The organism is Herbaspirillum robiniae (genome assembly GCF_002213415.1).
Taxonomy (GTDB): domain Bacteria; phylum Pseudomonadota; class Gammaproteobacteria; order Burkholderiales; family Burkholderiaceae_D; genus Herbaspirillum; species Herbaspirillum robiniae.
Genome location: NZ_NJGU01000006.1, coordinates 248,894 through 266,413, shown reverse-complemented (window position 1 = coordinate 266,413; position 17,520 = coordinate 248,894). Strand labels below are relative to the sequence as shown.

The 17,520-nt window shown below is 55.1% G+C and carries 18 protein-coding genes; 7 read left to right on the top strand and 11 right to left on the bottom strand.

All coding sequences use genetic code 11. The features are described from left to right. Window positions 1-42: 42 nt before the first annotated feature. Window positions 43-654, bottom strand: coding sequence for a hypothetical protein (locus CEJ42_RS24540; protein ID WP_129587719.1), 612 nt, complete (start codon window positions 652-654; stop codon window positions 43-45). Between the two features lie 471 nt (window positions 655-1,125). Between CEJ42_RS24540 and CEJ42_RS12720 the strand changes: the two genes are divergently transcribed. The 3 genes from CEJ42_RS12720 (at window position 1,126) to CEJ42_RS12710 (ending at window position 4,088) form a co-directional block, all read left to right on the top strand. Next, on the top strand, window positions 1,126-1,734 hold the full coding sequence (locus CEJ42_RS12720; RefSeq protein WP_088751311.1) for a TetR/AcrR family transcriptional regulator: 609 nt from the start codon (window positions 1,126-1,128) through the stop codon (window positions 1,732-1,734). 41 nt (window positions 1,735-1,775) lie between these two features. Continuing rightward, a complete protein-coding gene (locus CEJ42_RS12715) occupies window positions 1,776-3,248 on the top strand; it encodes an MFS transporter (RefSeq protein WP_129587718.1) in 1,473 nt (490 codons plus the stop codon). Window positions 3,249-3,329: 81 nt separating this feature from the next. Next, window positions 3,330-4,088, top strand: coding sequence for an SDR family oxidoreductase (locus tag CEJ42_RS12710; protein WP_088751310.1), 759 nt, complete (start codon window positions 3,330-3,332; stop codon window positions 4,086-4,088). Window positions 4,089-4,253: 165 nt separating this feature from the next. Here the strand turns inward: CEJ42_RS12710 and CEJ42_RS12705 are convergent, their stop codons facing one another. Beyond that, on the bottom strand, window positions 4,254-5,114 hold the full coding sequence (locus CEJ42_RS12705; RefSeq protein WP_088751309.1) for an SDR family oxidoreductase: 861 nt from the start codon (window positions 5,112-5,114) through the stop codon (window positions 4,254-4,256). 298 nt (window positions 5,115-5,412) lie between these two features. Here CEJ42_RS12705 and CEJ42_RS12700 point away from each other — a divergent pair, with 298 nt between their 5' ends. From CEJ42_RS12700 to CEJ42_RS12685, 4 genes are read left to right on the top strand one after another with little or no spacing between them, the layout of a single operon-like run. Beyond that, the gene (locus tag CEJ42_RS12700) at window positions 5,413-6,459 is read left to right on the top strand and encodes an acyl-CoA dehydrogenase family protein (RefSeq protein ID WP_129587717.1); all 1,047 of its coding nucleotides are present in this window, start codon (window positions 5,413-5,415) and stop codon (window positions 6,457-6,459) included. Continuing rightward, a complete protein-coding gene (locus tag CEJ42_RS12695) occupies window positions 6,447-7,223 on the top strand; it encodes a PIG-L deacetylase family protein (protein WP_088751308.1) in 777 nt (258 codons plus the stop codon). The genes CEJ42_RS12700 and CEJ42_RS12695 overlap by 13 nt, the downstream gene beginning before the upstream one ends. Next, window positions 7,220-7,822 carry an SAM-dependent methyltransferase gene (locus tag CEJ42_RS12690; protein ID WP_088751307.1) on the top strand — a complete coding sequence of 201 codons (603 nt, stop codon included), beginning with the start codon at window positions 7,220-7,222 and terminating at the stop codon, window positions 7,820-7,822. Before CEJ42_RS12695 ends, CEJ42_RS12690 begins: the two co-directional genes overlap by 4 nt. Then, window positions 7,819-8,493 carry a glycosyltransferase family 2 protein gene (locus CEJ42_RS12685; protein ID WP_088751306.1) on the top strand — a complete coding sequence of 225 codons (675 nt, stop codon included), beginning with the start codon at window positions 7,819-7,821 and terminating at the stop codon, window positions 8,491-8,493. The genes CEJ42_RS12690 and CEJ42_RS12685 overlap by 4 nt, the downstream gene beginning before the upstream one ends. Before the next feature lie 28 nt (window positions 8,494-8,521). On the opposite strand, the gene CEJ42_RS12680 is transcribed toward CEJ42_RS12685, so the two are convergent. From CEJ42_RS12680 to CEJ42_RS12660, 9 genes are all read right to left on the bottom strand, one after another. Then, window positions 8,522-8,821, bottom strand: a complete 300-nt coding sequence (locus CEJ42_RS12680; RefSeq protein WP_088751305.1) for a SemiSWEET family sugar transporter — start codon at window positions 8,819-8,821, stop codon at window positions 8,522-8,524. A 663-nt stretch (window positions 8,822-9,484) separates the two neighbouring features. Continuing rightward, window positions 9,485-9,778: a hypothetical protein gene (locus CEJ42_RS24535; protein WP_129587716.1), complete on the bottom strand. Its 294-nt coding sequence runs from the start codon at window positions 9,776-9,778 to the stop codon at window positions 9,485-9,487. 745 nt (window positions 9,779-10,523) lie between these two features. Continuing rightward, complete coding sequence (locus CEJ42_RS12675) at window positions 10,524-10,811, bottom strand: hypothetical protein (protein ID WP_088751304.1); 288 nt, start codon at window positions 10,809-10,811, stop codon at window positions 10,524-10,526. 167 nt (window positions 10,812-10,978) lie between these two features. Further along, window positions 10,979-11,596 (bottom strand): tyrosine-type recombinase/integrase, encoded by a 618-nt coding sequence (locus CEJ42_RS12670; protein ID WP_088751303.1) that lies wholly within the window; start codon window positions 11,594-11,596, stop codon window positions 10,979-10,981. 91 nt (window positions 11,597-11,687) lie between these two features. Continuing rightward, window positions 11,688-12,611 (bottom strand): DNA/RNA non-specific endonuclease, encoded by a 924-nt coding sequence (locus CEJ42_RS12665; protein WP_088751302.1) that lies wholly within the window; start codon window positions 12,609-12,611, stop codon window positions 11,688-11,690. A 207-nt stretch (window positions 12,612-12,818) separates the two neighbouring features. Continuing rightward, window positions 12,819-13,229 (bottom strand): hypothetical protein, encoded by a 411-nt coding sequence (locus CEJ42_RS24530; RefSeq protein WP_129587715.1) that lies wholly within the window; start codon window positions 13,227-13,229, stop codon window positions 12,819-12,821. Between the two features lie 661 nt (window positions 13,230-13,890). Continuing rightward, window positions 13,891-14,169: a hypothetical protein gene (locus CEJ42_RS24525; protein WP_129587714.1), complete on the bottom strand. Its 279-nt coding sequence runs from the start codon at window positions 14,167-14,169 to the stop codon at window positions 13,891-13,893. A 379-nt stretch (window positions 14,170-14,548) separates the two neighbouring features. Beyond that, window positions 14,549-14,782, bottom strand: a complete 234-nt coding sequence (locus CEJ42_RS24520) for a hypothetical protein (protein WP_129587713.1) — start codon at window positions 14,780-14,782, stop codon at window positions 14,549-14,551. Window positions 14,783-16,387: 1,605 nt separating this feature from the next. Then, complete coding sequence (locus tag CEJ42_RS12660; RefSeq protein ID WP_243397855.1) at window positions 16,388-17,467, bottom strand: extracellular catalytic domain type 1 short-chain-length polyhydroxyalkanoate depolymerase; 1,080 nt, start codon at window positions 17,465-17,467, stop codon at window positions 16,388-16,390. Window positions 17,468-17,520: the final 53 nt, after the last annotated feature.

Below are 17,520 nucleotides of genomic sequence, written 5' to 3'. Positions count from 1 at the left end.
TACTAATCGGAGTCGTTGTCATTTTTAAGTTATCCAGAATATTTAGCAGCGTGCGTTAACAGACCTAAAGCTTTCTGATTTTTGACAACTAACGTCTTTCATGCGCCAGTATTCAACGATTTCATTTTTACCAGGAAAGTCAGCGCTATCCCTGAGCGCCGGCCATACCCACCCGGCAGCCGAAACTCCACCTAGGCAAATTCCACCATATCCAGGAACAATTGATGGCTTTTGATACCAACATCTTCCTTCGGTGTTTTTTTCAAGATCGTCGAGGCCGTTTTTGATACGAGACACCAATACTTCGCGGTCCTGCGCTTCGCTTTTTAGCTTATAACTAGTTAGCCGAATCTCGCGAATTGCCAAAAGTATGCGAGCATCAATCGAGCCACCGCTCGCCGCATCTTGATATATCGGAATTAGTATCCCGGGGTCATGAGTTGATCCTTTGATCCAATTGAAATCATTAGCCTGCGCCCAAAGAAATTTCCCTCTCGGGTCACCTGCGTCTTTCAATTTGGTTATTGTTGCGACGTACTCCTCGATCGCCTTTTCTGTCTTTTCATGGCTTCGCTGAATACTGACGCTATTTCCACCCGTGATGATTCCGTTCACTGCTGGTGAGCACGCGGAAACCATTGCTATGATTGCCAATGCTATTCCCCACGTCTTGGTTTTCTGGAAGGTTTGATTTGATAGCCTGCGAATCAATAGGAGCACAATTTCCAAAATCCTATATGCCAACATCTTCAGTCTCTCTGGTTAAATTTCTAACGACATACTTCAAGCTTAACTTTGTCTGCAGCCAGCAGGGTGACAGCTTAGAAACCAGCTTTTCAAAAAAGCCGTTGTTCAATTCTCCAGGCATTGGAAAAAGTCTCGCTGAAGATGTCCGCTCGCGGCCAGAAGCGGTCAACCTTGAACCCAGAGATGCTCAAGAAAATGCACCCAGCAGCCGACCTCAAAGCCGACGGACTATATTCATCACACTCACATAGCGCAGGCTAATCGGTAGACGAACAACTCAACCCCACCCATGCTGGAGATGGCGCTGGAGCCGTATTTTTTCTTGCGCGAAGCAACGCTAGGAGATATTATTTGGAATCACTCGGTTCCAAATAGATCATGAGCGTATCTAACCTTCCATCCGGACCAGGGCGTCCGCGTGAATTTGAGATCGACGCCGCCGTTGAATCCGCGATGCAGGTATTCTGGACGCGTGGCTACAACGGCACGTCGTTGGTCGACTTGATTGGCGGCACCGGCCTGTCGCGCGGCAGCCTATACAAGGCTTTCGGTGACAAGCATGGTTTGTTTCTGTTCGCCCTTGACCGCTACATTTCTCAATCGCTCGTACGTTTACTCAGCACGCTCGAAAAGCCTGGATCCGCGAAAGCCGCCATCCGCGAAACATTGACTCGTTTAGCGGAAATGTCTTGCAAGGAAGAAGGCCGCCGCGGCTGCATGCTGGTGGCAACGGCGATGGAAATGGTCGCTCACGATGAGGAAATTTCCGAGCGTGTCAAATCCATGGTGGACCGCATCCGCAATGCGTATGCACAAGCAATCGTACGCGGACAGGCGAGCGGAGAAATTCCTGCGCACCACGACGCGCGATCATTGGCCACACTGATCGTCAGCCTGACCCACGGCATGCGAACACTTGGAAAGGTGGGGGCCATCGATAAACAAATGACCGCGGTCGTCGAATCGGCGATGCGACTACTCGACTGAATTTTTTTTGATCAATTTGGAACCTTTCGGTTCTTATTTCAATGAATCCTCTGACTTCATCTTCGCTCATTGAGCGCGCTCCCCAGCCACGCCGCTGGCTTGCATTCGCTGTCTTGCTGGTGGGTGCATTCCTGCCGCCGCTGGATTTTTTCATCGTCAATGTGGCCATCCCGTCGATTCGTGCCGGGCTGGGCGCGGATCCCTCTGAGATGCAATTGGTGATATCCGGTTACGCGGCCGTCTACGCAGTGTTTCTGATTACTGGCGGCCGACTGGGAGACCTGTACGGGCGAAAAAGAGTGTTTCTGGCAGGCTTGGCGGGCTTCGGCTTGTCTTCAATGCTATGTGGCGTTGCGACTTCACCGACGATGCTGATCGTGGGGCGGCTATTGCAAGGCTTGAGCGCGGCGATCATGGCACCGCAAGGATTGGCATCGGTTCAGGCGCTCTTTCCCGAGCATGAACGGGCGCGCGCGTTGAGCATGTACGGCGCGACCATCGGACTGGCGGCGATTGTCGCCCAAGCGCTCGGCGGGCTGCTCATCGCAGCCAATATCGGTGACCTCCAATGGCGCATCATCTTTCTGATCAACTTGCCGATCGTGGCCATTGTATTGCTTGGCGGAATTCCCTTGCTGCCCGATACCCGCAGCGCCAATCCTGCGCGACTGGATCGGATGGGAGTCCTTTTATGCGCACTCTCGCTGGGCCTGTTGGTTGTGCCGCTGGTGAAAGGGCCTGAGGCGGGTTGGCCGTGGTGGACGTGCCTGATGCTCATTGCCTCTCCAGGATTCGCCATTGCCTTCTGGCGTTACGAGCTGCTCCTCACGCAACGCGGGGCAACTCCGCTGGTGAGTCCGCAGCTGGCCAAAGTGCCTGGCCTCGCGCTTGCGCTGACTGGCGTGTTGTTCTTCTATGTGGTCTCGGCATTCTTTCTTACCTTCTCCATTTATCTACAGGAGGCAATCGGAAAGAGCGCCTTTTCAACCGGGTTGATGTTTGTTCCTTGCGGCTTGGGTTTTCTGATCGGACCATTGACGACTCCAGCCGCGACCCGTTGGTTTGGGCGCTGGACGCCGGTATTGGGAATGGCGCTTGAGGTCGTTGGCTGCCTGGTTCTCAGTGCGGTGGTGTCCACTGCACCCGCAGCGCATGCGCTCGCGTTACCGGGTGTTGTGATCGCCCTGTCGCTGATCGGGTTCGGGCAAGGAATTGCCGTGCCGACACTGGTTCGATCAATGATCGATCGGGCGCCGGCGGGCGGTTCCGGCATGGTGGCCGGCATTGTGAATTCCGCCTTGCAAATCAGTGCCGCGCTGGGCGTGGCGATCATTGGCAGCGTGTTCTTCAGTCTTGCTGGCGCCAGCCACACTCCGTCTTCTCTGGCGCATGCCTTCAGCTGGGCGATGCGTTGCATCGCCGCCAGCCTGACAGTGGCGGCGCTGTTGGTCGCCCGCGCATCGCATACACACAAAAACGCCGTCTCAGCAGCTCTATCCGACCAATCTGCATGAATACCAGGTTGGACCGGGTTAGGCGCTTCCCGGCACAGGTATTCAATTTTTTTCCCAACTTGATCAAGACAGGAATATCCGATGTCCTCTAAATTTTTAAACCACGTATCAGTGATTACAGGCGGCTCGACCGGAATCGGCTTGGCCATTGCCCAGGGATTGCTTGCCGAGGGCGCCAGACGGGTCTACATCACAGGCCGTTCCCGCAAAAGCCTTGATGAGGCGATCGCCCTGCTGGGTGATGCCGCGGTGGCCATTGTGTCCGATGTGTCGGATCTCGCCGAGCTGGAACATCTGAAGACCGAAATCGAGAAGCGCGGCGATCGCCTCGATTCGATTTTCGCCAACGCCGGCATTTGTGAAAAACACCCATTCGGAAGCACTGCCGAAGCGGATTACGACCGCACCTTCGATATCAACGTCAAAGGCGTCTTCTATACCGTGCAGACGTTGCTCCCGCTGCTTGCCGACGGCGGCTCCGTGGTGCTTACGTCCTCCATTTGCTCCAGTAACGGCATGGCAGAGCTCAGCGTCTACAACGCGTCCAAAGCAGCAGTGCGTTCCTTCGCGCGCACCTGGACCAATGATTTGCGGGGGCGCAAGATTCGTATCAATGCGCTTAGCCCAGGCTTTACGCGCACGCCGTTAATGGACAATAGCCTCAAGCTTGACCATGAGCAGATCGATAGCCTGAAAGAGTATGTCTCCCAAATCACGCCGCTGGGATACATGGCGGATCCGGCGGAAATCGCAAGTGCAGGACTATTCTTGGCATCCGCTGATGCCCGCTACATTACTGGTATTGAACTGACAGTCGATGGCGGCCTGTCCCAGATCTAAAGGGCCTTCCGGACCGCAACTGTATCGACGCCCCCTCTGGAACGCAGCGCTCAGGCCAGACACACAGCCGATCGGCTGATGTGTCTGCCCCCTCCGAACGCTCGCTATTGTGACTACACGATCGGAACGGTGCCGCCGTCTATCCGATGAGCATGGTGTTTTCTCCTAGCTGTTGATGATCTCGCCTCCGTTTGGATGCAGCACCTGCCCGGTCATATAGGAGGCACCTTCGCTGGCGAGAAAGACATAGGCGGGTGCTACCTCATCCGGTTGCCCCGGGCGCCCCAGCGGTACGTTCTTGCCGAACTGCTCGACCTCTTCGGCGGTGAAGCTGGACGGGATCAGCGGTGTCCAGATCGGACCCGGCGCCACCGCGTTGACGTGAATGCCCGCCTGCGCCAGCTGTTGTGACAGCGAGCGAGTGAACGAGATGATCGCGCCCTTGGTCGCTGAATAGTCAATAAGGTGCTTGCTGCCGCGGTAGGCAGTGACCGAGGCGGTGTTGATGATGCGCGCACCGCGCGTCATGTAAGGCAGCGCCTCCTTGACCATGTAGAACATCGAGAAGACGTTGGTGCGAAAGGCATGCTCCAGCTGCTCGTCGGAGATCTCCTCGATGCTGGCCGCGGGGTACTGCTGGGCTGCATTGTTGACTAGCACATCGAGACGACCATAGGCGTCGGTGGTGGCCTGTACGGCCTGCTGGCAGAACGCGGGAGAAGTAATGTCGCCCGGCAGCAGCAGGCACGCGGCACCCATCGCCTGAAGCTCGTTACGCGTTCGGTGAGCGTCTTCGTGTTCATCCAGATAAACGATGGCCAGCCTCGCCCCCTCTTGCGCGAACGCCAGCGCTACCGCCCGGCCAATGCCGCTGTCGCCGCCGGAGACCAGCGCGACCTTTCCGGACAGGCGTTGCGCCGGTCGCGCCGTCGGCTGGGACGTCGGCTGCGGCGTCATCTGTTGTTCACTGCCAGGTTGGCGTTCCTGATGCTGGCGTGGAACGGATGCTGTCTCGTGGGTGCTCATGGTCGACCTCCGTGCATGGCTAAATAGCCCTGCTAGGCATCAATGCCTTTGAGATATGTCGGAGATTGGCCCGGGCTTCGCCAGCGGACTCCTGATTTTCCAGCACCGGGCGATGAAGATGAGCTGCTTTGGCTTGGTAGCAGAACAGCTGCAATCGAACGCGCACCGTTGAAATCGGGCCATATTCCTACGGTGCGCCGCGCTGTCTGCCGACATTCAGGCGAGCCCACTTTCACGATACTCAAGCTAACCAAGCTTGGTTCAGCTTTGTCCCATCTCTCTTCTGCATCAGGAAACCATGGCCCCCACCGACGGCTCCAGTATTGTCTGCAGGCTCCATGAGCTCATCGCAGAGCGTATCGCTCAGTGCCCGCAAGAAACGCTGCCATCGCTGGTGGCTGAAATCTTGTGCGAGATCGTCGACAATCGGCTTGACGCACTCCCTCTGCCCGGCAGCGGCGCCACACTGGAGCGATGGCGAGTACTGGCGGCCGTAGCCGGGCGTGACCTGAGCCTGCTCAAACTATATGAAGCCCATACCGATGCGCTGGCCATCCTTGCTGAAGGCGGCTTCACCGACATACCGCCGCTGTCCGTGTGGGGCGTATGGTGCGCAGAGCCGCCTGGCGCGGTACTGCATGCTCGTCCCATTGCAGCGGAAGGACAACTGGTACTCGATGGAGAAAAACGTTGGTGCTCCGGCGCAATGTCTGCCACGCACGCGCTGCTCAGCTATCGCGACGAACAAGAGCAAGCCTGCCTGGCCGCAGTCGACCTGGACCAGGACGGCATCTCGGTGGAAGACGATGCGTGGAAATCCGTGGGTATGGCAGCCACTCGCACCGCCACCATCAAGCTCACTGCCGTGCACGCGACACCGATTGGTGCGCCCGGTTTCTATCTGGAGCGGCCGGGGTTCTGGCATGGCGCCATCGGCATCGCCGCCGGCTGGTACGGTGCTGGCGCCACGTTGGCAGAAAAGCTGCGACAGGCGTTGCGAAACAGAAACGACCCGCATGCATTGGCGCACTTGGGCGGGGCCCATTGCCAGTTGAGCGGCGCGCTGAACCAACTGCGCGAAGCAGCACGCTTCATCGATGCGAACCCCGTCACATCAGTTTCCCGGCTGGCCCTATCCGCCCGCTTGCAAGTGGAGGCGGCCAGTCAGGCCGTGATCAGCCATGCGGGCCGCGCACTCGGCCCCGCCCCTTATTGTCTGGACCGCCACAGCGCACGCATCTTGGCCGACCTTCCCCTATTCCTGCGCCAGAGCCATGCGGAACGTGACCTGGTGCAACTCGGCAGCTTGTGTCTGGACAGCGAGGAGTCACCATGGCAACTCTGACTGGCAGCACCACCGACGCCCTTTCCCGCCATATCGACATCGAAACAGGCACACCGGAACACGCCTGGCAAGCTTGCACCCAACTTGATGCACTGCCCGAAGTCGAGCTGTGCGAGCTGGTGCCATCACGCTCCCGTGCTGTCATTCTGGCGCCGCACCCCGACGATGAAACATTGGGTTGCGGCGGCCTGATCAGTCTGCTGGCGGCGCTAGGCCGGCACGTTAACGTCGTGGCGGTCAGTGACGGTGAAGGTAGCCATCCAGAAGAATCGGCGCTGCACGCCCGACTGCCAGAAGTGCGCGCCCAGGAAAGTCGCGCTGCACTATGCCATCTTGGTATCGTGGACGCCGCCATCCAGCGCATCCACCTCCCGGACGGCGCAGTAGCAGCCCATTTGCCTGAGCTCAGAAAGTGGCTTCGTACGTACCTCCAACCGACCGACATCCTGTTCGCCCCCTGGATGCTGGATGGCCATCCCGACCACGAAGCCGTCGGTCAGGCCGCGTGTGAGATGGAAGAGGTCGTTGGCTGCAAGCTGGTCGAAGTGCCCATCTGGACCTGGCACTGGGCACGCCCCGACGATCCGCGTCTACCGTGGGGTCGGGCCAGACGTCTGGCGTTGACGCCAGCCGCCGAACAAAAAAAGCGCCTGGCGATGCAATGCCACCGAAGCCAGATCAGCGAGGATGAAGGCCGCACGCCCGTGCTCCCCGCCAATGTACTGGCCCACTTTGTCCGTCCTCACGAGGTGTTCTTCCTATGACGACCCTTGCGCCAAACGCTGAACACTTCCGCTCCCTGTATGCCAGCAGCACCGATCCCTGGCACACCGCCGACAGCTGGTATGAGCAACGCAAGCTGTCCATCCTGCTTGCCACCTTGCCCAAGCCGCACTTCTCCAGTGTCTATGAGCCGGGCTGCGGCAACGGTGCGCTCACTGTTGCACTGGCCGAGCGCTGCGACCTCCTGATTGCTTCAGATTTCTGCGATGAGGCGGTGCGCCTGACGTTGTCGCGCGTCCTGGACAGCCGCCATGTACAGGTCGTCAGGGAGAGCCTGCCGGAACAATGGCAAGCAGGCGGAATGCCGGTGTTTGACCTCATCGTATTGTCTGAGCTGTGTTACTACCTGGATGACGAGCAGCTGCGCATGATCGTTTCGCTGTCCGTAGGCAGCCTGCTCCCCGCAGGGCACTTGCTGACCTGCCATTGGAAACGCCCCTTCGAGGATCGGCAGCAAGATACTGCGGATATCCACGGTCTGTTTGCGGCGCACGACGAGCTGCACAGCTACGCCTATTACGAAGATGAGGAATTTCGGCTCGACGTATGGCAAAAGCAAAAGAAGGGGAGCGTCTCATGATCGGCATCGTCATCCCGGCCCACAATGAAGAAGCGCTGCTGGACGGCTGCCTCGCTGCGGCGCGCACCGCAGCCACCCATCCGGCTTTGCTGGCCGAACCGGTGCGCATCGTGGTGGTGCTCGACGCCTGTACGGATCATTCTGCTTCCATTGCCTCCCAGCACCGCGTAGACATCGAATACGTCAATGCAATGAATGTCGGCCATGCGCGTGCGCACGGTGCGCGGCGCATGCTGGCAGCCGGCGCACGCTGGCTGGCATTCACTGATGCCGACACCCTGGTCGCGCCCGATTGGCTCACAACACAGCTGACTTTGCATGCCGACGCTGTCTGCGGCACCGTGGGCGTGGCCGACTGGCGCGAACACCCTCGCCACGTCTGGGAGAAATTCAGGTCCGAGTATTGCGACCGTGATGGCCACGGTCATATCCATGGCGCCAACTTCGGAATCTCGGCGGAGGCTTACCTCCGTTGTGGCGGCTTCAAGCCGCTCTCCTGCCATGAAGACCTCGACCTGGTACGCTCGCTGCAAGCCAACGGCGCTTCCATCGCATGGAGTGCGGCGCCACGTGTAACCACAAGTGCGAGGCTGGCAAGCAAGTCTCGCGGCGGCTTTGGTGACACCTTGCATAGCTGGGCCCAGTCTGTCGCCTTACCACCGGGTGTGTGACAATGGCAGAGGATCGCCGCTTGGGGCATCAGCGGTGTGGCGCCTGTTCTCCCTCATCCTCGCTTCGGTGTCGATTTCGTAAGAAGAGCACCTGTCCTACCAGCGCGGTGATTAGGAGCATCACGTTGGAAGCCACGAACACCCAGTCTCCCTGTAGTATGGAATAGATGACGAAGCCGGTTGAGGCTGCCAACTGGCCGGCAAACAGCCAATGGGATACGCCTCGCACTGAGCGTGTGCGCCACTGCTCGTAGACCTGCGAGGAAACGGTCAGGAGAAGGATCAGCGTAGCGCACCACCCGATCAGGTTGGTCAAGGTCTCGGACATCGACGACTCCACAAGGAGAACCGCCTGGATGGCGGCTCGTCAGGACATGATGCCAATGTGCTGCGCCTCGGGGCATCGGAAGACTGCGCGAGCCACTGTAGGACATCCGAATCGAATTCAAGCCCTGACGTAGAGCTTCGCGCGGCATTGGAATGTCACACGTTTGCAATCGACCAGATGCGGACAACCATGTAGTCAAGTAATGCGACGGTGTCGCTGGGGTCTCACGCCCGGGATCAGTGGCACCAAAGAGGTCGGAGAACCTGTCACCGAAAACTCGGTTTCCGCCTCGCTTTAGAAAAATAAAGCCCACTTACGCGGGCTTTTTCATACTGCTTTCGGCGGACCTTCGATACACGGCTGGGATGAACGATGGGCTTTGTTTGGTGATAGCCCCCCGAACTCCTCGACCGTAATAATCAGCTCGTCGCAAACTATTACCGGTTCTAACACCCGATCCCGCCGACTTATCGCAACCTGGATCATTTCCTCTGCCTCCATGATGGCGCTTTTCTTCAAGACGACTCGTTGACTCAAGAAAAAGCAAAGCACTACAGGGACGCCAATTATTCCGGCTATCGCGAACAGCAAATTCAAAACTTCCACTACGCCACCTCAAACAATTGTTGCCTACTTCTATCGGGCCATCATGGCATACCTGCGCTAACACGCCAGCTCGGAAACTACCCCTTCAGGTCGATACGAAACGTAGGTAACGCCAAGGTGATTTCGCGCCGCTTGAGACCTGTGCATACGAACCGCACGTTCGCCAAGATCGGCATCATCCGGGCAGTTAATCAGGGACACCGCAAAAGGCCATTCTTCTTGCGGCCGCAGATGATTTCCCAACGCGCGAAGAACCATATCTGCACTCAAAAATGCTGCGTCAATCTCGAACTGCAGCTCTTGCTGAGCCGATTGATTGGCAGGTTTGAATTTCACCCATAACTTCGTCATCACTAGCTCCTCAAAATGAACTCCGCCTCAATGTGAGACAGATCTTAGTCATATCAAGAGAACAACGAAATCAGGTATTTCCTTCCTGATGCAAGGTAATGGAGATCATCGATCCGATTGCTTCGGAAAGAAAAAAGCCCCCGATACTGCTATCGGGGGCAAGCTAAATCCCACAGGATTCAGGAGACGTGCACATAGTTTAAATGTTGGATCTTCATCGGCCTATCGGGAAATTTCCTAAGTATGTGGGGCTAGATGCTGACCGAAGAGAGAGCGGCTGAATGAGCTCACGTCGGTGGAAGCGAATTGAGGAAGACATCCTCAATGTTGCTTTGTCGTCTAAGGTTTCGCCTGATACCTCATCTAGTAATCCAGAACTAAAGTTGAGCTTAAGTAAAGAGGAGGACGGAAATGAATACCGCAACACTGCTAGTAGAACACTATCTTCTCTTGATCAAGAACATTGCCTATCTCACCGCCCATGGAGTGCAGTATCTTGACCGTATGGAACCTCTCGTCTTACGCGCGATAGATCACTTGTGTATGGCGCATGTTGCGGATGCACCGACCTGTCGAACAATGTTGGGCTTAGCTATCGAAGATGAGCTTTGTCATCTTCATAGTCAGCATCCACAGTATGCAGACTCCCTTCGCATGGCGCTTCAGAGGCTCAGTCACTAAAAATGAAAAAGCCCGCATAAGCGAGCCCTTTCAATTGAAACTGTGAGGCAGCCTTAACAATTCACTAGTTCTTAGTCTTTGTGCCTTCCAGAAGCCGCTCCGCCCATTCGTCGGTGGAAAAATCCTGTGCCTCCAGATATGCAGAGATGGTTTCGCACCAACGCACGCCGTAGGCGATGGCCCCCGATGCATCGAGGTGAGTTCCTTTCAGCGGACGCTTTGGCAACAGCGTTTCCCCCCTACGCAAGATTTGCGCAGAATCTACAGCCCAGCCTTCAGCATGGTGGGAATACCAAAGCCTATAGATAAATTCTGCGTCATTCGTTTTGTGCTCGTAGAGGAATGCCGTCATGATTGCACTCGCCTGAAAGAATAGGAGAGAAGTCTGACAGCGCCGACAGACCTTTGTTCATCAGAAACTCCTGAATTCTCACAAATTTGCATCCTCAGCCAGGACGCGTGTCAGCGTTCGCTATCGGCCAAGACCGGCCATCTAGACAATGACCGGTCTATTTGGCATTAGACGTCTGTCTGTTCCGCCAGCTCCAAAGCATCTTCTACTTCAATACCTAGATAGCGGACTGTGCTCTCAAGCTTCGTATGCCCCAAAAGCAATTGGATGGCGCGAAGATTTTTCGTGCGGCGATAGATCAGGGTTGGCTTGGTGCGACGCATGCTATGCGTCCCATATAACGACGGATCAAGCCCTATCTCGGCAACCCATCTCTTAACAATACGGGCATATTGTCGTGTCGAAACGTGATGAGAGTCGCGCCGGCGGCTGGGAAAGAGGAAGTCGCCAGCTTTAAGCCCTGCCATAGCGATGCATTTCCCAACGCTCTCGCGAGTGCCAGTCGTTATCTCAAACTGTACCGGCAGCCTCGTCTTTTTCTGCAAAACTGCAGCTCGACTTGCAACTTGACCTCCTTGGCATAGGTCTTGGATCCGAATCTGGACCAGGTCGCATGCGCGGAGTTTGCTGTCGATCGCCAGATTAAAAAGCGCAAGTTCGCGGTTCCGCTCGGAAAGCTGAAGCCGAATGCGAATTGACCATATCTCGCTCAACTTCAACGGGGCTTTTTGCCCAACAAGCTTACCCTTGTTCCATGGGGGGGCGGGTGTATATAGAGTGGCCATCTAAATCTCCTGAAAACAAAAGAAGATTTAGTTTGAGTCGAGGGTACAAATGGCACGTGGAGGCCATCTGTAGTCGAAACGGCCGTCGAAGTTACCTATGTGCTCCGCCTTGTGGCAGCAAATGCAGCCCAGTTCTCCGTACAAAGGCATCGTAATCGATAGGTGGCCCTGTCCGCGTATCTGCTCGATTTGGCTGCACATAAGCCCAGGATCTGCCGTTGTTCACGTCATAAATCAGCTTGAAGATGTGGTCAGGAACAGCAATGCGACCTCGTCCAATCGTACCAATCGAAGATTCAAACAGGGGCCCCGTGTAGACGAAGACATCACCTTGGGCGCGCATGACGTACTTGCGCGTGTCCTGTTCGATCTTGGACCAGGGGCCGGAATTGTGCGCCTGATTTTGCGGAACCATGTTGGCGAGCGAAAAGCTCTGCGCCATAGACTCAGGTGTGGACATGTCACCTGCTGGCGCCATGTGCCCACGCGCATAGCCCGATCCCTTGTAGTCATCAAGCGCTGCTCGCGCGGCGCGAGGCAGCCGCGATTCTGCATAGAACCTGTTGGTACGGTGCTGATCCCGGGCGTGTATGAGCGTGGCTCGGTTCAAGCGCTCCACAGCTATAAATGGCGTCTTTGTCTGGGTGTTATATAGGATCGCAAAAGCACTGAAACATAATTCCCGTAAGTGGGCGCCAGCAGGTAATTGCGGCGGCCGAGCACCAGGGAAGAACTGCGGGCACTGAGAGAAGCGTGTGACGGTGCTTCCTGGTTCGGCTTTTTCTATCGGGGCAGAGCCATCCTCGTCTGACCAGTCGAGGTGCGGTAGATATGACGCATTGCGTATGTCTTCGGTCAGCTGCGGGTTGAGGACGCAACTGGCGATGCCGAAGACGATGATCGTCGTACTGGTGAAGGAAATTAAGAAGCGGCTGAGTGTACTCAATCGCTTACTTTTACTTTTTCTAGAGGTGGAGCGCTTGCGAGGTGCTGCCTTTTTCTGTTTCGTTACCATTCTCCCCAGATGGTAACTTGCATCGCTGATCCGTGCCACCTACTTCCAGGCGACCTATACGGCGCCCGCTTCTGGCCGATGGCAGACCTTGGCTTAGTTTTGTGATGCAATATATTCGGCATGTCTCCCTCAATTCCCTCCAAATTAGATTCTCGCCCTCTACATCGCGTCGAGGGCTTTTTTTGGGAAAGTAGACCTGATGCGAGATTAGGCGGGTTGCCGCTTGTATTTTTTAGCCATTTCTTTTCTTCTTGCCACAGCATCAACGTCCTTTGGCTGAAATAGAACAGCGTAATATTTGGAAACTGTGAGAGGAAACTCAGTAGCCACGACGTTCCAGCTGCAAGATTCGAGAATGGAAAGTAAAGACTCTAGTTCTCCTTTTGTATCCGCTCCTATTAAGCGATAAATCTCTCCATACTGGTTTCCAACAGCCACTAAAAAATGTCTCTCCGCCATGGAAGGATTTTTTACAGATTTGGCGCGAACAGCTGATATAAGGAAACTGTCAAAATCGCTGCTCGCGACACCGCCGGTTAGCGCAGTTGTAATCAAAATAGCCTCCGAGATCGACAAAATATAGTGATGTCGCCGCATCTCAGCAACGACCTTCTTCACTTTATCGCTCAGATGTAATGAGAGTCTGTGCGACTGACAACTTATATATGTCATTGACGCGGGTCGGATTGAGTTGCATCGAAAACTGACTCACTTCCCCAAAGAAATTTGCGTCCCAAGGTGCCCCATGTTTAGACAACAATCCTGATCACCAACGAGCGAGAAAACGGAGTGATATACATGCCGCTACGTGGAATTACTCGACTTCGTTACATCCGTGAACTAGCGGCCTTTTCTGGCGGAAAGGCGAAATTTTATTGTCGAGCCACGATGCATTTGAATTGCATCTCGGGTGTTGCGTAGGATCCAATTGCATTCTCCCGGGAAAGGTTCACGATTTGCTGTGCTTGACGTCCTTGAGCCTGGCAAAAACTTTCGGCCTTTTGGAGCATGAGAGACTTTTTCCCGTTGGCCGACAGATCCCCAAGATTGGTTGTCGACGGAAGGGCGTAGCTATCGGGAGGAACCATGACGATGCCTTGTAGTTCTGGGCTGGCGCATCCGGCGAGGAGGTATGCACTAAGCAATGCGACGAAAATAAACTACTCTGCATTGTCCACCTCTAAGTATGGAGTTAATTGAGTTTTTGCGAGCCTTGTAAGTAGGCGATCAGAACGGTAAAACGCCCGCAGTGTGCGGGCGTTTTCAATTGAAATTATTTTCAGTGATGCAGACGACCGAGGCTTTGAAGAGCTCCGCGAAGGCAGTCCGCATATAGCGGCGGTTCGCCGTGAAGATGGCAAAGTTCATCTTCTATCGCCAAGGTTAAAAGCGTCCTACAGGTAGACGCATCGGCAATGTGCGCAATATGCAAATGATCTGCTGCGCGCAATACTAGCGGCTCCATTCGATCACGATATTGCACGCCATTTGCGGTGAGATAGGCGATGTTTTTGATCAAGAGCATGTAGTGCTCGACGAGCATCGTCGCTGTGTTCATATCATTCTCCCCAGTCCTTAATATACCTTAGGTCGGACGTAGCAGATAAGCTATCAGGCGAAACCCTATGACGAGCAATCATTGCTCGTCCCGAGATGAGTACATCTCGCCACGACATTTCGATCTGCTCAATAAATAAGCATAATCTGGAGAGGCCCTGACGACATGGCTAAGGGTTCCACCACCGATAATTATCCACAGATTTACGCACGGAAAATGGGGATAATTTACGCGTTCTTTTCGCACTCGCGCTATTGGCGTGCTACGGAAGCGCTCTTGGCTATACATATCAAATCAAGCACATGGTTTACCGGCGACTACCCACAAGCGTAGCCCTTTCGTAACCGGGTGACCTATCCACTCGGAGACGAGAGTCACGTTACTGAGCCGGCCCCAACCTCTCATCAATGAGTCGGCGACCTTCTATATGTCCGAATGCGAGCGCCGCTTGGCTGGTTGCATAACGTTGCTGCAGGGAGGTTTCTGTTGCGGCGATCTGATCATTGTCATGCACAGCTAGAAGCTCGACGATAGTCCAGTGATAGAGTTTTTGTTCGTACCGCACTTTTATTTTCCATCCGCGGTGACAAATGCTGGACGCCATTTTCTTCATGGGGGCCTTTTTGTTTAGAGGCCACAATCTTGCTCATGACGGCGAGCGGTAGACAGACCGGAGTCGGATGTGGCTTTACTTGGAATTATTCGGCGCTAGTACATCAGAGATCGCGTCTAGATCAGAGAAATAGCCAGCAGGCTAGACATCTCGCACCACCGTGCGCCTCAAAATTCGATCTGCAGCGGTCGATCCCTCCTATCCCAACAGGCAATCCTCAAGCTCACTGGACCAATATGCGCTCCGCCCCTTTACTTGGCTTGCCGCAGAGCGTGCGAAGTCGCGTAAATAAAGAAAAACTCTTAAGCTGACGTTCTTGAGACTACGAGCGCTCGGCTACGAAGGGCTCTATGATCGCGTGACAGCATTCGGACTGGCATGGAAGGCGGGTCAAATGGAGAGAGGAAAATCTGCCAGCAAGTCAACAGCGGCCTTTTCCAAAAAGGCGATTAGGGACTCTGAGCGGTGATGTCGAGTTACGCCTTCTCTGGTTTACGATCTTTCCGATAAATGTCACCGCCAGGGTAGCGACGCGAGAACCCGTCGCCTTGCTGGTCGGTTTGATTCTGATTTTTCTCTTCGCGACTCCGCTCCCATGGCTGTGGATTGTTGGCATCGCGAGAACGCGACGCATCTTCTTTTGGGGGGGGGCGAGCGCTGTTGCCCGATGTGCAGAGTTCCCCTAATTCTATTAACGATAGACATATATTTCCTTTACATCACGGTCTCACTAAGGCGTCACCGGAACAGGCCGCGATGTCCGTTTTCGCTACATTCAGCTCAAGGTAAGCAATATCCATGCAGATATGCTGAATCCCATCCTTGAATGCCAATCCTATGTATTCTTAAATATAGCTAACGACGAATAACTTTTCGGCGGGGTTCTTCTACGCAGCATAGAACATGCGGGGATCAGGTGAAAAACGCAGTAGCTAAGAGGCTAGTCCTCTTGAGTTGCAAGCCCCTCAGATTCCGCCGCAGAAATCGCTCGTTCTTCACGAAGCGCATCATCCCCGAACACTTCGCTGGCGGATAATTCATCATTCGCCTGCTGAGAAGAGTCTCCATCGAAAACTCTCTCCGTAGAAGCAAAGAATTCTGGGGGCAAAGAAACGTGTCGCCTATTTACCTTACTCATAGTGCCTCCGATTCATGCCGAGAAGCGCGATATCGCGCTCTCAAAGAATCCAAATGTGGCCTAAGAATCAGGTCTTAATCCGGTACGCAAAAACCGCGAGGGGAGAGAGGAAGTGAAACGTAGGAGGGTGAGCATCCGAAAAGCATTTTTCGGAAGGTCATCCTCACAGTACGCTTGTTTTCGCTGGAGAAGTAGAAATTGCTTTCTATATTTATCTATGGCATCGATATGCTCCATAGCACTTCTTCGAATACACGTCGCATTAACGTCAGGGGATTCGGAAGAACAATACTCAAAGAATACTTGCACGTCGCCGTGCTGCCAGCACCTTCTCGTAGTCGTCCCAACCGCTCATGTCGAAAAATGGCAGATTGACCATCACCACTTCGCCGCAAAAGTGGCAGCGGTAGTCAGGCTGCAGTTCGGACCGGCGTCGTGCGGTAGCCGCGCGATGGAAGATCTTAAAATCAGCGCATGCGATGCCGTGCCAAGAAATCTAGCATCAGCCGGCTCGCATCTGGCCCGCGTGCGTTGAAGGCGAGCGCATCATTGCCACCGCTCCACGCGTGGCCTAGGCCCTCGATCATTACCGAGCGGATCATCACCTTGCGATCATAGGTATAGTCACGGATCGTCATTTTGCGCCGTATCGGTTCGTTCTTTAACGCCCGGCCAAATGGCTTGTACCTGATGGGTTTTACCGTCAGCGTCAGCGCTCGGTTCAGACGGACGAACTGCTCGGCCAGCTGCCCCTGATTAATCGGCCGCACGATCTTGTCAATGTCGCCCCCGATGAGAATGGCCGGCGTAGCTTGCAGGCGAGGCAAACGATTCAGGAGCTCATCCATGGCCGCCGTAGGATAGCGGCTTCCGTGCTGCATCACCCGGTATGCACCGGCCGCGCTGTTGCAACCGCCAAAGACGGGACCGGAATGCAGGCCAACGGCGGCAACCAGCGCAGGATGCGTCAACGCAAGGATGTGCGCCATGGCTGCTCCCGCTGAGATCCCGCAGACATAGATGCGCTGCCTGTCAATGGCATGAATGGACGTGATGTCTTCGATCAATGCGGCCAACGCGGCGCTATCTCCCTCACCGTTTTGAAGGGTCTTGTCGTACCATTTCCAGCATCGCTGCGGATGAGCGCGTAATGACTGTTCGGGATAGAGTACGGCGCAGCCTCTTTTTGCCGCATGTACGTTCATGCTCGTCCCTTGTGCGAACTCAGCGGCGTTTTGTTGGCAACCGTGCAGCATCACGATCAGCGGCATATCAGCTCCTGGTGCATGCGGCAGGAACAGCCGATAGTAAATACGCTGCGTCAGGCCGGGCCCATGGCGGTGATGACCGCTGATCCATTCGCCGATTGGTTTGGAAACATCGGCGGATATGGACGAAGATCGCTTTCCGGTTTTGGACGCGGAGGCTTTGGTCGAGGCGGCTGGCTTGGTGCGAAGCGTCTTCAACATCGAACCAACACGCTTACGTTGCGCGCTCGCAGCCTTTTTTATCCCGGAGAGCCACAAGCGATTCAGTTTCTTCAGCATGGCAGATTCCGTTCATGGTTTCGCCAGCTTTGACATCTGGGCGGCAATGAAGT

What these genes read in the sequence shown, in the direction of transcription:
- CEJ42_RS12680 (WP_088751305.1), bottom strand. Translation starts at nt 8,821, where the DNA reads ATGTCCGAGACCTTGACCAACCTGATCGGGTGGTGCGCTACGCTGATC.
- CEJ42_RS12660 (WP_243397855.1), bottom strand. Translation starts at nt 17,467, where the DNA reads ATGCTGAAGAAACTGAATCGCTTGTGGCTCTCCGGGATAAAAAAGGCT.
- CEJ42_RS12715 (WP_129587718.1), top strand. Translation starts at nt 1,776, where the DNA reads ATGAATCCTCTGACTTCATCTTCGCTCATTGAGCGCGCTCCCCAGCCA.
- CEJ42_RS12670 (WP_088751303.1), bottom strand. Translation starts at nt 11,596, where the DNA reads ATGGCCACTCTATATACACCCGCCCCCCCATGGAACAAGGGTAAGCTT.
- CEJ42_RS12710 (WP_088751310.1), top strand. Translation starts at nt 3,330, where the DNA reads ATGTCCTCTAAATTTTTAAACCACGTATCAGTGATTACAGGCGGCTCG.
- CEJ42_RS12675 (WP_088751304.1), bottom strand. Translation starts at nt 10,811, where the DNA reads ATGACGGCATTCCTCTACGAGCACAAAACGAATGACGCAGAATTTATC.
- CEJ42_RS12705 (WP_088751309.1), bottom strand. Translation starts at nt 5,114, where the DNA reads ATGAGCACCCACGAGACAGCATCCGTTCCACGCCAGCATCAGGAACGC.
- CEJ42_RS12690 (WP_088751307.1), top strand. Translation starts at nt 7,220, where the DNA reads ATGACGACCCTTGCGCCAAACGCTGAACACTTCCGCTCCCTGTATGCC.
- CEJ42_RS24525 (WP_129587714.1), bottom strand. Translation starts at nt 14,169, where the DNA reads ATGAACACAGCGACGATGCTCGTCGAGCACTACATGCTCTTGATCAAA.
- CEJ42_RS12720 (WP_088751311.1), top strand. Translation starts at nt 1,126, where the DNA reads ATGAGCGTATCTAACCTTCCATCCGGACCAGGGCGTCCGCGTGAATTT.
- CEJ42_RS12665 (WP_088751302.1), bottom strand. Translation starts at nt 12,611, where the DNA reads ATGGTAACGAAACAGAAAAAGGCAGCACCTCGCAAGCGCTCCACCTCT.
- CEJ42_RS12695 (WP_088751308.1), top strand. Translation starts at nt 6,447, where the DNA reads ATGGCAACTCTGACTGGCAGCACCACCGACGCCCTTTCCCGCCATATC.
- CEJ42_RS12685 (WP_088751306.1), top strand. Translation starts at nt 7,819, where the DNA reads ATGATCGGCATCGTCATCCCGGCCCACAATGAAGAAGCGCTGCTGGAC.
- CEJ42_RS24535 (WP_129587716.1), bottom strand. Translation starts at nt 9,778, where the DNA reads ATGACGAAGTTATGGGTGAAATTCAAACCTGCCAATCAATCGGCTCAG.
- CEJ42_RS12700 (WP_129587717.1), top strand. Translation starts at nt 5,413, where the DNA reads ATGGCCCCCACCGACGGCTCCAGTATTGTCTGCAGGCTCCATGAGCTC.
- CEJ42_RS24520 (WP_129587713.1), bottom strand. Translation starts at nt 14,782, where the DNA reads ATGAAGAAAATGGCGTCCAGCATTTGTCACCGCGGATGGAAAATAAAA.